Origin of the sequence: Paraburkholderia sediminicola, from assembly GCF_046030555.1 — a bacterium.
Classification (GTDB): domain Bacteria; phylum Pseudomonadota; class Gammaproteobacteria; order Burkholderiales; family Burkholderiaceae; genus Paraburkholderia; species Paraburkholderia sediminicola_E.
This window is the reverse complement of sequence record NZ_JAQQCH010000027.1, coordinates 35,760-49,905: the sequence shown is the minus strand read 5'-3', so window position 1 is coordinate 49,905 and position 14,146 is coordinate 35,760. Positions and strand designations below refer to the sequence as shown.

Here is a 14,146-nt window from a genome sequence, read left to right as displayed (position 1 = left end):
CACCGTCTTTCTTCGCTTCGGCGGCGCCTCTGCACTGATGCAAACGCCGTCAGCCTCTTCACCGCTCGCTCAACTGCCCAACACCATGACGTCCCAACTGCACAAAAAAGGCGAAGCCTGGTCGGCTCGCTTCTCGGAGCCGATGTCGGAGCTCGTCAAACGCTACACGTCGTCAGTTTTCTTCGACAAGCGTCTGGCGCTCGTCGATATCGAAGGGTCGCTCGCGCACGCCTCGATGCTGGCCGCGCAGAAGATCATCGCCGACGACGACCTCGCCGCGATCCAACGCGGCATGACGCAGATCAAGGGTGAAATCGAGCGCGGCGAATTCGAGTGGCAACTCGATCTGGAAGACGTCCACCTGAACATCGAAGCGCGCCTGACCGCACTGATCGGCGACGCCGGCAAGCGCCTGCACACGGGCCGCTCGCGTAACGACCAGGTCGCGACCGACATCCGTCTGTGGCTGCGCGGCGAAATCGACCGGATCGGCGGGTTGCTGACGGAACTGCGCACGGCCCTGCTCGACATGGCGGAGAAGAACGCGTCAACCATCATGCCGGGCTTCACGCACCTGCAAGTGGCACAGCCGGTCACCTTCGGCCATCACCTGCTCGCCTACGTTGAAATGTTTTCGCGCGACGCCGAGCGTATGGTGGATTGCCGCAAGCGCGTGAATCGTCTGCCGCTTGGTGCAGCCGCTCTGGCCGGCACCAGCTATCCGATCGACCGTCATGCGGTGGCGAAGACGCTGGGCTTCGACGGCATCTGCGCGAACTCGCTCGACGCGGTATCCGATCGTGATTTCGCGATCGAATTCACGGCCGCGTCCGCACTGATCATGACGCACGTGTCGCGCTTCTCCGAAGAACTCGTGTTGTGGATGAGCCCGCGCGTCGGCTTCATCGATCTGGCCGACCGTTTCTGCACCGGTTCGTCGATCATGCCGCAAAAGAAAAACCCGGACGTGCCCGAACTCGCGCGTGGCAAGACGGGCCGCGTGAATGGCCATCTGATCGCGCTCCTGACCTTGATGAAAGGCCAGCCGCTCGCGTACAACAAGGACAACCAGGAAGACAAGGAGCCGCTGTTCGACACCGTCGATACCGTCGCGGACACGCTGCGCATCTTCGCTGAAATGGTCGCCGGCATTTCGGTGAAGCCGCAAGCCATGCGCGACGCCGCGCTGCAAGGCTTCTCCACGGCAACCGATCTCGCCGACTACCTCGTCAAGCGCGGTCTGCCGTTCCGCGACGCGCACGAAGCGGTGGCGCTGGCGGTTCGCGTGTGTGCCGATCGCGGCTGCGATCTGGCCGACCTGACGCTGGAAGAAATGCGTCAGGAACTGCCGAACGTCGCACATCTGATCGGCGAGGACGTGTTCTCGTATCTGACGCTCGAAGGTTCGGTGGCGAGCCGCAATCACCCGGGCGGCACGGCGCCTGAGCAGGTGCTCGCGGCAGTCAAGGCGGCACGGGCAGCGTTGAAGTAAGGCAAAGCCAGGCGCGCGTTAGCGCGTCCGGCCCGGCAACGCGTGTCACGAGACTGCGCTGTGGCTTGCATTACCGCAGGCATCGCTGCAAGCACCAGGCGGCACGCGAAAACAAAGGCGAACTCATCGGCGGGTTCGCCTTTTTCGTTTTTGAGCCCGAATTGATTGATTGCGCGAAGCGGCGCACAAAAAAGAAAGCCCGCGCGAAGCGGGCTAAATGAAAGACTTCCACCGATGCCTCTCGAAAGAGGCCATCAAAGTGTAGGCTCGTTTTGGCCACGAACCAATCCGGTCATATTTCAGCCTGTTACAAGCACGCAAATCGCTCTCGGCGCGGGTGAACGACAATTGCATCCTGGCGGTTTTTGACTACCATCAAGGTAGATCCTTTCCCCATGCTTGCCACGACGATGCTCACCCGCACGCGTCACCTTCGCCGCTTGATCGGACACTTCGCTTCCCGCGTTGGCGCATCCCCATTGCATGCACATGGCGCGATTTCGGCGTTGACGGTGGCTTCGGTTTTGGCGCTCGCAGTCCTGGCAGGCTGCACGATCACGCCGCCGCAGCGCCCGCTCATCATCGCGCCAGCGGCGCCCCTCAACAGTGCCGCGCTCGATCAGTACCGCAGCGCGGTCGCCAAACGCATCATCGAACGCAGCCCCTCCTATGTGTTGCACGGCACGCCGCAAGCAATGCTGCGCTCACTGGTTGTGGTGTCGTTCACGGTGGATCGCAATGGCGAGGTGCTGCAATCGTCGGTGTATCGCACCAACGGCGACGACGAAGCCGAAAGTACCGCGCTCGCCACCTTGCGACGCGCCTCGCCGCTGCCGCAGCCACCCGGCAAACTGCTGAACGGTCGTGGCCAGCTCGAGCTGTTCGAAGACTGGCTGTTCAACGACAACGGCAAATTCCAGCTGCGCGAGTTCGCCTCGCCGCAAGCACAGACCATCGACTGAACGCGGCGCCGAAACAGCACCCTCATGGGCAAGACGCAAGGCAAGTCATACACTGCCTTGCTGCGCCGCCGCCGCGCTCGCTATAATTTTCCGATCCCCACGCCGGAGCTTTCCGGCACGGCTCACGCCGCCCGCGCACCTGTTGGCACGGCGCGAGCCCAATTGCAGCGCCGCCGCTCCATCCGCGTGGGCGGCCTGCCGTTGTATCCTGTCGCATCGTCGCCCGCGCCGGGTATGGCTTCAACCGCCAGCAAGACGCGCCGAAGCGCTCGAATCTAAACAAAGATGCCGCTTGACCACGCGCCGCCCGCACATAAAAAGTACGGCGTCCAACGGCATCACGACATAGGGAGACCCTGCATGTCCACTTCGCCGATTTCCGCGGCCCAGCCCAATGCGGCCGGGCAGAACAGCAGCGCGCGAATCATCTTCGCAAGCTTCATCGGCACCGCAATCGAGTTCTACGATTTCTACGTCTATGCGACCGCCGCGGCGCTCGTTATCGGACCGGTATTTTTCCCGCATGGCTCGGCGACCGCCCAGGCTTTGTCGGCTTTCGTCACGTTCGGCATCGCGTTCGTCGCGCGGCCGATTGGCTCGTTCATCTTTGGTCACTTTGGCGACCGGATCGGGCGTAAATCGACCTTGGTGGCTTCGCTGCTGGTGATGGGGGTGTCGACCACGCTGATCGGTTTCGTCCCGGGCTACGACTCGATCGGCAGCCTCGCGCCGATCCTGCTGTGCGTGCTGCGCTTCGGCCAGGGGATCGGCCTCGGCGGCGAATGGGGCGGCGCCGCGCTGCTCGCCACCGAGAACGCACCGGCCGGCAAGCGCGGCTGGTTCGGCATGTTCCCGCAACTGGGGCCGTCGATCGGCTTTCTGGCGTCCAACGGTCTGTTCTTCGCTTTGGCGCTGTCGTTGAGCGACGAACAATTTCGCAGCTGGGGCTGGCGCGTGCCGTTCCTCGTCAGCGCGGTGCTGGTCGCGCTCGGCTTGTACGTGCGCCTGAAAATCGCCGAGACGCCGGCGTTCAAGGCTGCCATCGAACGCGAGGAACGCGTCAAGGTGCCGATCGCCACGCTGTTCTCGCAGCACTGGCTACCGACCCTCCTCGGCGCACTGGCGATGGTGGTCTGCTACACACTGTTCTATAACGCCACGACGTTTTCGCTGTCGTACGGCGTGTCGGTCCTGCATATTCCCCGGCCGACTTTCCTCGGCATGCTGTGCATCGCAGTTGTGTTCATGGCGCTCGCCACACCGCTGTCGGCCTGGGCGAGCGACCGTTATGGCCGCAAGCCGGTGCTGATCGTCGGCATCATCGCCGCGATCCTGTCGGGCTTCACGATGGCGCCGTTGCTCGGCAGCGGACAGACGCCGCTGGTGCTGCTGTTTCTCGTGATCGAACTGTTCCTGATGGGCGTGACTTTTGCCCCGATGGGCGCGCTGCTGCCGGAACTGTTTCCGACCAACGTGCGCTATACCGGTGCAGGCGTGTCATACAACCTCGGCGGGATTCTCGGTGCATCAGTCGCGCCGTATATCGCGCAGGTGCTGGCCGCGCACGGCGGACTGCCGTGGGTGGGCGCTTATGTGTCGATTGCGGCGGCCGTCAGCATGATCGGTGTGCTGTGCATGCGTGAAACACGCGACGCAAGTTTGATGTGAAGGAGCGCAAGGCGCGCTGGTAAATTCCCTGCCTTGCGCGTCTTTTTGACTTGCCTATACTCGAATCAAATAACCCTATGGCAAGCAGGGAGGCTCTGATGAACATTCATCTTCACAACGCGGACATCGTGATGATCATCGCGCTGGCGTTGCTGTGTTCGCTGCTGCTGGCTTTGCGCTTTCGTCCCGCGACGTGGAAAGGCATCGTCGTGGAAGCGCTGGCCGCGAACGCGGCTGCCATCGCCGCGGTGATCGCTTTCGAAATGCTGCTCGCCTGAGCGGTCGACCAGAAGGCTGCTACGCCCGCTTGGGCGCAGCGGCGGAACGCGGTCTGGCGTAATCCGAAGCGGTCGAACGGGCTGCCCAAGCCTGTGCAGGCAAGCGGCAGCCGTCAGCATTTGGCGCTACGTCCAGGCCGGACACGCGCCGCGGGCCGTTACCGGTAATAGTAGCCGCCGTGATGGTAGTAACCGCCGCCGTAGTAATAGCCTGGCGCCGGTGCAACGATGCAGCCTCCGAGCGCCGTTGCGAGCAACGTGCCTGCGATCAGGGTCAGGATCAAGCGTTTCATATTGTTCTCCTTCGAGTCAGATTCATTCGAGCCGAAACCCCGAATGACTCGATTGAACACGACCCTGGCCCGCGCGAACGTAGCCATTTGTAAGGGAAGATCACTGAGGCGTTACACGTTTGAGCCCCGCAGGCGGCTGCATCCCAGGCATGGCGACAACAGACTCACGTCAGACGAAAACACCACCTATACTGGTTTAACCGGGCGGCTTCCATGCAAGCCCTGCCCGTGGCGGGTGCGCGGGTCAAAGTAAGAATAATGGGTATGGGGTAGGCGCTTTGATGCGCCATGAATAAGTCAGTGGCCACGCAAAAGAAGGCGCGGGTAGCCAATTAGGCACTCAACGAAAAGCGACAGATTTAACAGACGTGTAATGCGCGACGCTTATCCGGACGTGGAAAGCGGCCATAAAGCGCGGCGACAGGACGTTGGTGAGCGGCACACGAATTCGCCCGCATTCGCGCCGTATGCCTCGGCGAATACACCTTTGAACTAGACCGCCCGTGGGCGGTCTCTTTAGAACCGAGCCGGCCATTCCGTGTGGCCGCTCCGTGCATCAATCCGTTCTTGAGTCAGTTTGTTCATTGCAGCGATTCCTCTTCGCCCGTCGTTCCCCGACGCGGGCGTTTTTCGAGGCGTTCCGTGGCAGCGCTCGTTTGATTGGGTACTGTGCGTCGCGCCTCTTTTCTTTTAGCCAAACGATTGCGCGAAAGCGCGAGGAAGCTGCGCTCAGGCTGCGGCCGATCCGTGCTGCGTGGCGACGGCGTGCGACTCGCCGTGCACGTAGTCGATCGCCCCCAATGCTTCAGCAATAGACGGCACTGAATGGCCGTCGCCAATCGAAATCGAGCGAAACGGCGCTTCGATGCCGCAATGCGACGGCGAGGTCGCCACAAAAATCATCACCGTGCGCTTCTGCAATGCATGCGCCAGATGAACGAAACCCGTGTCGGTGCCGACCACGAGTGCGCACGTGTCGATCATCTGCGCGATTTCGGTCACGCTCAGCTTCGGCAGGACGGTCGAACCCGGCACCTCCGACGCGATTTGCTCCGCCTCGACTCGCTCGCCTTCCGAGCCCCACGGCAGCACCACGTGGAAACCGCGCTCCGCCAACTCACGACCGACCGTCGTCCAATGGGAGAGCGGCCACTTCTTGTCGTCTTTGGAGGTGGCGTGAAACAGTGCCGCGACTGGCGCACCGTTAGCCGCGAACGGCACGGCGGCCGGGTCAGGCAGGCGCAGATTGTAGATGGCCGGGCCTTCGACCTCGTATCCCAGCGCCTCGCCCGCACTGATGCGCATGCCATGCCATGCATTGCACTGCGGACGCGGGCCGAAGCGGCCGGTGTAGGCAAATGCGGCGCCCCGCTCCCCCAGATCCTGGGATTGGTAGCCAATACGCTTCGACGAGCGTGCCAGAAAGGCGATGATCGCGCTCTTGTACACGCCGTGAATGTCAATGATGAAGTCGTAGCGGTAGGCGCGCAATTCGGCGATCGACGCCGCGATCGCCCTGAAATCGCCCCAGCGGCGCGCTTTCTTGAAGCGGCGCAGCGGCGCGCAAAGCACGCGGTCCACGCTCTCGCTCCAATGCACCACTTCGGCGAATGTCTCGTCTGCGGCCCAGTCCACTTCCACGCCGGGAAATGCGCGTTTGATGTCGGCGACGACTGGCAGCGCCTGCACGATATCGCCGAGTGAAGTGACCTTGACGATAAGGACTCGCTTCATTGAGGACCTGTTAGTTGTTCGAACATCAACACATTTTAGCTGACGATTGGAATAATCTTCGCCGAACTCGACAGTGCGCCATGGCATCATTAATACAATGCGTTACATTGCAAGCCTTACAAATTTACCTTTTACTATATTTCAAAATACTTTCATACGGTTATGCCGATGCGGCACGCTTTATAATTCAGTCTTTGCGCCAGCACATCGTCATGTCCCGGGCATTTCTTCCCCTCTCCTCCAGTATCGTGCGGCGCGCCAGACGCCTGTGGCGGCAATATGGCGTGTTCTGGCTCGGCGCGGTCGCGGTCGGCCTGGTAGCGGTGCTCTATGCAAGGCTGATCGACTGGGGCTACGGCGAATTTCGCGCAATGCAGCAACAGCACGTGTGGGCGCCCTTGATCGTCACGCCAGCCGTCGCAGCGCTCGCCGTCTGGCTCACGCGCAAATTCTTCCGTGGCGCCGAAGGCAGCGGCATTCCGCAAGTCATTGCCACCCTGCATTCCAAACCCGGCGAATTCGGCGCACGGCTGCTGTCGTTCCGGATTCTGTTCGGCAAGATCGCTGTGTCGTTTCTGGCGATTCTCGGCGGCTTCACGATCGGCCGTGAGGGACCGACCGTGCAGGTCGGCGCGGCGCTGATGTTCAATCTGCGGCGGCTGTATCCACGCTCGAACGCGCAGATCGAACGGCAACTGGTGCTCGCGGGCGCGGCAGCGGGCTTGTCCGCGGCGTTCAATACGCCGCTGGCGGGGATCGTATTCGCGATCGAGGAACTCACGCGCAGCTTCGAGGCCCGCGCGAGCGGCGTGCTCATTACGGCAATCATCATCGCCGGCGTGATCGCGCTCGGGTTGAACGGCAACTACACCTATTTCGGCACCATCCAGATCGGCGCGCACTTCCCCGATCTGCTGGCGGTGGCCGTTCTGCTCACGGCGATCGTCACCGGTATTGCGGGCGGCGTGTTCGGCTGGCTGCTGCTGAACACCGCACGCTGGATTCCGGCGCCGCTGCGCCGATTGCATGGCGAGCGGCCGGTCGTGTTCGCCGCGCTGTGCGGTTTCGTGATCGCGGTGGTCGGCCTCATCTCCGGCGGTACGACCTTCGGCAGCGGCTATGCCGAAGCGCGCGGACTGCTCGACGGGCACGAGCACCTGTCCGTGTTCTATCCGTTTCTGAAGATGATCTCGATGGTCGGCTCGTATCTGCCGGGCATTCCGGGCGGCATCTTCGCGCCGTCGTTGTCGATCGGCGCGGGCTTCGGCAATCTGCTGCATATGGTGTTCGGTTCGATGCAATTGCCGATGCTGATCGCCCTCGCGATGGTGGGCTATCTGGCCGCCGTCACGCAGTCTCCGATTACCTCGTTCGTGATCGTGATGGAAATGATCGACGGTCATGCACTGGTGATCTCGCTGATGGCCACCGCGTTGGTTGCGAGCCGCGTGGCTCGTTTCTTCGCGCCGCCGCTGTACGAGTCGCTGGCGGAGCGCTATATGGCGCCACTGCCACAGCCTGCCCCCGCACCGGTGCCGGAAGTCCCCGAAGTCGAGCCGCCCGAACCGGCGGCGGTCGACGAGACCAACGGCGGCGCGCCCGCTGAAGACGGCGCTCCGCGTCAGTAGACGACAACCCCCGGCGCGCGCAGATAAAGCGGCCGCGCCGGCACAACCACGCAGCCGGCCAGCACGACCGCCAGTACGGCGATCAGAAGCAGATTCTTTTTCATCATGTGTTCCTCTGAGACACAGGCGCGCGCTGCGCCAGGCACGCGCGTGACGCCTGTGTCGTCAAGCTGGTGGGAGCGGCACGAGCGGGATCAGCCACGCCGTGCCGCGCACTGCTGAAGCCTCGCGACTTACGCCCAGTGGCCCTGGATCCAGCGATAGTTCGGACCGTGTTCGACCCAATGGCCCGGCACCCAGTGGTAGCCGACACGCTCGGCCTGCCAATGACCCGTGACCCACACATAACGGCCGTGGTCCCAACGCCAATGGCCGTGATCCCACACATAGCCGACGCGCGGCGCCGGCACGGCTTCGTAACGCACGGCCGGCGGTGCGGACGGCGCGATCACGACGACTTCCTCGGCCGAAGCGGATGCCACAGCGGACGCGCCAGCAGCGACCAGAACAGCGTTGACGATCAGTAAGCGAAAGGTCTTGTTCATGTTTCCCTCTGTAGTTGGACACCGAATACGGCGTTATCCGTTTAATGCGCGAGGGGCCAAAAGCGCTGACCGCGGCCGTGTAACGGCACACGCTGAAGTGCAACGGATTATTTCCCCGCGCATTTCGACAAGGCGGCCTGGCAACGTGCGCACGTATGCGGCCGTACACGGCGAAGCAACGCGTTCGAGCAGAAGGGAAGCAACGAAGGGACAGACGGCGCGTAAAACCCGCATCCGCGCGTCAAATTGAACAGCCGGAAGAACAGCAGAAGAAACAACGAGGGGACCGTGCTACGCGCTCCACTTCGTCACGCCACATCGACGAAACGAAGCGAAGCGCGCAGCACGTTATGCGGAACCAGCCTGCGGTATTTCGATCTTGACCTCGAGCACTTCGAGGTCGTCCTGACGCTCGAGGCTCACGCGAATATCGTCGTTGGAGATCTTCACGTACTTTGAAATCACGGCCACCAGTTCGCGTTGCAACGCAGGCAGGTAATCGGCAGGCGCATGGCCGCCGGCGCGCTCGTGCGCGATGATCAACTGCAGGCGTTCCTTCGCTACCGACGCGGATTTCTTCTTCTCGCCCAGCAAAAACGAAAGAATCGACATGACGTGCGCTCCCCTTACTTGGTGCCGAAGAGGCGCTGCAGCAGCCCTGGCTTCTGGTAATCGGTAAAGCGAAGCGACTTCTGCTCGCCGAGGAAACGCGATACGACATCTTTATAGGCTTCAGCGACATCCGTACCGTCCAGGTGCACAGCCGGCAAGCCCTGGTTCGACGCATGCAGCACCGCTTCCGATTCGGGGATCACCCCGATCAGATCGATGCGCAGGATTTCCTGGATGTCGGTGAGCGACAGCATCTCGCCTTCGCTCACGCGCTTCGGGTTATAGCGGGTGATCAGCAGGTGTTCCTTGATCGGCTCCTTGCTTTCGATCGCGCGCTTGGTCTTCGACGACAGGATGCCGAGGATACGGTCCGAGTCGCGCACCGACGAGACTTCCGGATTCGTCACGATCAGCGCCTCGTCGGCGAAGTGCATGGCGAGCAGCGCGCCCGATTCGATACCGGCCGGCGAATCGCAGACGATGAATTCGAAGTCCATCGCGATCAGGTCGTTGATGACCTTCTCGACGCCTTCCATGGTCAGCGCGTCTTTATCACGCGTTTGCGAGGCCGGCAGGATGAACAGGTTCTCGCATTTCTTGTCTTTGATCAGCGCCTGGTTGAGGTTGGCTTCGCCCTGGATCACGTTGATCAGGTCGTACACCACGCGGCGCTCACAGCCCATGATGAGGTCGAGGTTACGCAGGCCGACGTCGAAGTCGATCACGGCGGTTTTGCTGCCACGCAATGCGAGGGCCGATGCAAAACTCGCGCTCGTGGTCGTCTTGCCCACGCCACCCTTGCCCGAAGTCACCACAATGATTTTTGCCATTACCCTTACCTTGTGTTCGTCAAATTCGTCAATTATGTGCGGCCATATTTGTCGTGGAGCGCCGCGTGCCGTGACCGTTCAGGACAGCGCGCGCTTCACGTCGATCAGGTGAGCCGCAGCGGTTCAATCATCAACTTTTCTTCTTCGAGCCAGATCTGTACCGGCTTGCCGAGCACGTCGGCCGGCAGCGGGTTCTCGGTCGTACGATAGATACCCGCGATCGAGATCAGTTCCGGTTCGAGACACGTGCAGAAAATGCGCGCGTCGTGATTGCCCTGCACGCCGGCCAAAGCCCGGCCGCGCAGCGGCGCATAAATATGGATGTTGCCTTCCGCGATCACTTCCGCGCCGTAGCTCACCAGACCGAGCACGACCAGATCGCCCTTTGCGTAGATGCGCTGGCCCGAGCGCAGCGGCTTGTCGACCACCATGGTCTGAGACGACGTGGCGAGACGCACGGGCTCGGCGGCGGGTGCGGGTTCGACCGCGGCGGCCGTGGCCGGGGTGCCGCTTTCCGGGATCGTGCCGGCCGGGCTGAGCGCTGCGGCCTCAAACAGATCGGCTGGAGGTGTGGCCGTCGCGGCGGTGGCCACCGGTACTGCAGCAGCATTGGCGCCCTCTTCGTCCGCGGATTTGGCGGCGCCGCCGCGACGGTCGCGTGCCTCGAGCAAGGGCAGCGCGGATTCGGCGGCCCACGCCTGCTGTGCATTGGCCACCACGCCGACCGGGCGCATGCGCACGCTGTCGAGCAGTTGCGCGATGTCGGCGAGCGGCACGCGTTCGTTCTCGGCGAGCCGGCGCACGTCGATCGCGACAACGTCGTTAGCGAAAAATTCGGGGGTCGCCTCGAAGCGCCGGGTCAGTTCGGCACGCATCGCGTCGAGGTCGGTTGTCTTGACCACAAACAGGAGCGTGTCGACAGAGCCGCTGCGGAGTTCGAAAAAGGGCGATTTCTTGGGCGACATAGCGTTCGGCAAAAAATTTTGCGTATTTTACAGGCGTCCAGGCGAGCAGCGAGCTTTTTTGCCGAGAGAGCACGCCGCCGCGGCCTGAATACCCATGGCGTGGCCACGCCTCGGCCATTCAGGCCGCGCTTAGGCCGGTTATTCGGCCATGAACGCTGTAGCGACGCGGATGGGACTCGAGCGGCAGGCTGACGCGCCGCTCGCGGGATCACTGCTGAAATACCTGTGACGTAGTCGGCACGTGGCGCACCAGCAGGCTTTCGGCCTGCTCGGGCGCACGCGCGACGCGCCGATGCTCGCCAGTCGGACCGAACCCGAGCGCCTCGTAAAAGCGCATCGCATTGCGGTTGGCGTCGGCGACCCACGCGTAGATTTCCATGGCGCCTTCGCCGGCCAGCCAGCCACTGGCGGTGTCGACCAGCAACTCGCCGCCCCGCAGATGACGCACCGCCGGCGCCACCCATAACTCGCAGACGAACGCGCGGGGCGCCGCGGTGTCGTCGAAATAGGCTTCGATCAATCCTGCCGGATGGCCCTCGGTGTAGAGGATGAAACTGGTGGCGGTAAATGAAACAGCGTGTTCGGCGGCGGTGGCGTCGAAACTGGCGGCGTCCGCAGACAACGCGTCCTCTAGCGTTTCGCCGAAGGCATAGGGCGCCTCCCGCAGTGACGCAGTACGGAGTTCGCGGAAAACGGCGCCCTGATCAGCGGCGATACGGCGAACGGTCAATGACGGACTCATGCAGACGAAAACCCCTTGAAACCCTAAGGCGTAGCTTTAACCGAACCGGCGCGCGAGTCAAATCCTTATTTACTGAATCGGACCGCGGCGCACACCCGGGCTACCGGAGCTGCGCACCAATGGCACAGCATTTCGCGCGCCCACCGCCTTGAAAAGCCGGTTCGTGAGGCGCGCAGACCACCGCCTTCAAGGCGCTTCGTAATCGCCGGTGCCGTCCGGCCACGGCGTGAGCAGCTCGTAGCCCTCTTCGGTCACGGCGATCATATGCTCCCATTGCGCCGACAGCGAACGGTCTTTGGTGACCACCGTCCAGCCGTCACGCTGCACCGTGGTGCCGGCCCGGCCCGCGTTGATCATCGGCTCGATCGTGAAGACCATGCCCGGCTTCAGGCGCACGCCCTGCCCCGGCTGGCCGTAGTGCAACACTTGCGGGTCTTCGTGATAAACCTTGCCAATGCCGTGCCCGCAGTAGTCGCGCACGATCGAGAAGCCGTCGCGCTGCGCGATCTTCTGGATGGCATAGCCGACGTCGCCGAGCGTAGCACCCGGCTTGACCTCACGGATGCCGGCAAGCATCGCTTCATAGGTCGTGTCGATCAACTGGCGCGCCACCGTGCTCGGCTGGCCGACGCAATACATGCGGCTGGTGTCGCCGAAGTAGCCATCTCTGATGATCGCGACGTCGATATTGATGATGTCGCCATCTTTCAGGATTTCGCTGCGGTTAGGAATGCCGTGGCACACCACCTGATTGACGGACGTGCAGACCGTCTTCGGAAAACCCAAATAGCCGACATTTGCCGGAATCGACTTTTGCGTATTGACAATGTAGTCGTTGCACAGTGCGTCGAGCTCGTCGGTGGAGACACCGGCCTTGACGTGCTCGCCGATCATCGCCAGTACGTCGGCCGCGAGGCGGCCGGAAATGCGCAGCTTGGCGATGTCGTCGGGAGTCTTGTAGGTAATGGCCATGAATTCGGTCGGGGTGTGTCGATGTTGACGATCGGCCAATTGTACAGAGGATCGCCGGACGGCCTCCGCGAGCCGGGCCGAGCCTGCTCCCCGGATATTTTCCGCGCGGGCGCCGAACGATGTGCAGGAGCCAGCAAAACAACGACGTTCAGTCTCATGCTGCGAGCGCACACAGAAATCTTTTGTGAGGTTTGCATCTGGCAGCGCATTCGCTCCGTAAAGTCGGTTGAGGACTCGCTTCTTCTCCCTCCATCGTTTAGTTCTTCTCTGAAGAACGGGGCCCTCTTTTGCGTCCGCGATTTGCGTTTGTGCATCGCGTGAGTAGCAGTTGTCCGCGCGTATACGTCGCGAGTTAGCGGCATTGGCAGCGAACCATCTGAGGAGCATCGCCATGTCGGAGTCCAGCAATAAATCAGCAGAACTTATCGATGTACTTGACCGCCGGGTTGAACGGCGCCTGCAACGCAGACAGTTTTTCCGCAACGCCGGCGGCCTCGGTCTAGGTTTAGTCGGCGGCACGCTGATCAGTGCGTGCGGTGGGGGTTCGGGCTCGAGCGTGGCGGCAGCCAGCGCACCGACCGATGCGGAGATTCTGAACTTCGCGCTGAACCTGGAATACCTCGAATCGCAGTTCTATACCTATGCGACGTCGGGTTCGGGGTTGGCCGCGAGCATGACTGCCGGCGTGGGCGCGATGGGCACGGTGATCCCGGGGCAGCAAGTGCCGTTCCAGGATCCCGTGGTACAGGCCTACGCGAACGAGATCGCCAACGACGAACGCGAGCACGTCAACTTCTTGCGCTCCGCGTTGGGCAGCGCAGCGGTGGCGATGCCCTCGATCGACATCGGCGGCACCAATCCGAACGGTGCATTCTCGAATGCGGCGCGCGCAGCGGGACTGGTCGGCGCCGGTGTCGCCTTCAATCCGTATGCGAACGACAATAATTTCCTGCTTGGCGCGTTCATCTTCGAAGACGTCGGCGTGACGGCCTATAAGGGCGCCTCCCCGCTCATCACCAACAAGACCTTCCTCGAAGCCGCTGCCGGCATTCTCGCGGCCGAGGCGTATCACGCAGGCCTCGTACGCACCGTGCTGTTCTCAAAAGGTGTCGACACGGCGAGTATCTACACTGCCGCCAATGCCATCTCCGCCGCGCGCGACAGCCTCGACAACAACGGCCACGACGATCAGGGCATCACCGGCGCGACGGCCGGTTCGTCGAACATCGTGCCGCTCGACAGCAACGGGCTCGCCTTCAGCCGCGGCTATGGCAACGTGCTCAACATCGTGTATCTGACGAGTTCGGTGGCGACCAAGGGTGGCTTCTTCCCGAACGGCGTGAACGGTTCGCTCAACATGAGCGCCTGAAGCACGTCACGTGCTGCGCCAGTTGCACCGGCAGCGGGTCGCCGCGATGACGATCG

At 62.4% G+C, this 14,146-nt stretch carries 14 protein-coding genes; 6 read left to right on the top strand and 8 right to left on the bottom strand.

All coding sequences use genetic code 11. The annotated features are described in order from the left end of the window. The first annotated feature begins 85 nt into the window (after positions 1-85). The 4 genes from argH (at position 86) to PQQ52_RS29135 (ending at position 4,400) form a co-directional block, all read left to right on the top strand. A complete protein-coding gene (gene argH, locus PQQ52_RS29150; protein ID WP_408219233.1) occupies positions 86-1,492 on the top strand; it encodes an argininosuccinate lyase in 1,407 nt (468 codons plus the stop codon). Between the two features lie 410 nt (positions 1,493-1,902). Beyond that, entirely contained in the window at positions 1,903-2,454 is a 552-nt protein-coding gene (tolA, locus tag PQQ52_RS29145; RefSeq protein WP_408219332.1) for a cell envelope integrity protein TolA, read from the top strand. 360 nt (positions 2,455-2,814) lie between these two features. Continuing rightward, positions 2,815-4,122, top strand: a complete 1,308-nt coding sequence (locus PQQ52_RS29140) for an MFS transporter (RefSeq protein WP_408219230.1) — start codon at positions 2,815-2,817, stop codon at positions 4,120-4,122. A 98-nt stretch (positions 4,123-4,220) separates the two neighbouring features. After that, complete coding sequence (locus tag PQQ52_RS29135; RefSeq protein WP_408219227.1) at positions 4,221-4,400, top strand: hypothetical protein; 180 nt, start codon at positions 4,221-4,223, stop codon at positions 4,398-4,400. Between the two features lie 158 nt (positions 4,401-4,558). Here PQQ52_RS29135 and PQQ52_RS29130 read toward each other — a convergent pair whose 3' ends face one another. Together PQQ52_RS29130 and waaC are read right to left on the bottom strand one after the other, a co-directional pair. Continuing rightward, on the bottom strand, positions 4,559-4,693 hold the full coding sequence (locus tag PQQ52_RS29130; RefSeq protein ID WP_256390474.1) for a hypothetical protein: 135 nt from the start codon (positions 4,691-4,693) through the stop codon (positions 4,559-4,561). A 729-nt stretch (positions 4,694-5,422) separates the two neighbouring features. Continuing rightward, positions 5,423-6,427: a lipopolysaccharide heptosyltransferase I gene (waaC, locus tag PQQ52_RS29125; RefSeq protein ID WP_408219224.1), complete on the bottom strand. Its 1,005-nt coding sequence runs from the start codon at positions 6,425-6,427 to the stop codon at positions 5,423-5,425. A 212-nt stretch (positions 6,428-6,639) separates the two neighbouring features. Here waaC and PQQ52_RS29120 point away from each other — a divergent pair, with 212 nt between their 5' ends. Continuing rightward, complete coding sequence (locus tag PQQ52_RS29120) at positions 6,640-8,055, top strand: chloride channel protein (RefSeq protein WP_408219221.1); 1,416 nt, start codon at positions 6,640-6,642, stop codon at positions 8,053-8,055. Positions 8,056-8,288: 233 nt separating this feature from the next. On the opposite strand, the gene PQQ52_RS29115 is transcribed toward PQQ52_RS29120, so the two are convergent. The 6 genes from PQQ52_RS29115 to map form a co-directional block, all read right to left on the bottom strand. Next, on the bottom strand, positions 8,289-8,600 hold the full coding sequence (locus PQQ52_RS29115) for a hypothetical protein (protein ID WP_408219218.1): 312 nt from the start codon (positions 8,598-8,600) through the stop codon (positions 8,289-8,291). Positions 8,601-8,948: 348 nt separating this feature from the next. Beyond that, positions 8,949-9,212: a cell division topological specificity factor MinE gene (gene minE, locus PQQ52_RS29110; protein WP_028196771.1), complete on the bottom strand. Its 264-nt coding sequence runs from the start codon at positions 9,210-9,212 to the stop codon at positions 8,949-8,951. Positions 9,213-9,226: 14 nt separating this feature from the next. Next, on the bottom strand, positions 9,227-10,042 hold the full coding sequence (gene minD / locus PQQ52_RS29105) for a septum site-determining protein MinD (RefSeq protein WP_063495093.1): 816 nt from the start codon (positions 10,040-10,042) through the stop codon (positions 9,227-9,229). 104 nt (positions 10,043-10,146) lie between these two features. After that, positions 10,147-11,007 (bottom strand): septum site-determining protein MinC, encoded by an 861-nt coding sequence (gene minC / locus PQQ52_RS29100; protein WP_408219214.1) that lies wholly within the window; start codon positions 11,005-11,007, stop codon positions 10,147-10,149. Positions 11,008-11,215: 208 nt separating this feature from the next. After that, positions 11,216-11,749, bottom strand: coding sequence for a GNAT family N-acetyltransferase (locus PQQ52_RS29095; protein WP_408219211.1), 534 nt, complete (start codon positions 11,747-11,749; stop codon positions 11,216-11,218). A gap of 186 nt (positions 11,750-11,935) precedes the next feature. Beyond that, positions 11,936-12,721 (bottom strand): type I methionyl aminopeptidase, encoded by a 786-nt coding sequence (gene map, locus PQQ52_RS29090; RefSeq protein WP_408219329.1) that lies wholly within the window; start codon positions 12,719-12,721, stop codon positions 11,936-11,938. A gap of 391 nt (positions 12,722-13,112) precedes the next feature. Here map and PQQ52_RS29085 point away from each other — a divergent pair, with 391 nt between their 5' ends. Continuing rightward, positions 13,113-14,090: a ferritin-like domain-containing protein gene (locus tag PQQ52_RS29085; protein WP_408219208.1), complete on the top strand. Its 978-nt coding sequence runs from the start codon at positions 13,113-13,115 to the stop codon at positions 14,088-14,090. Positions 14,091-14,146 lie beyond the last annotated feature (56 nt).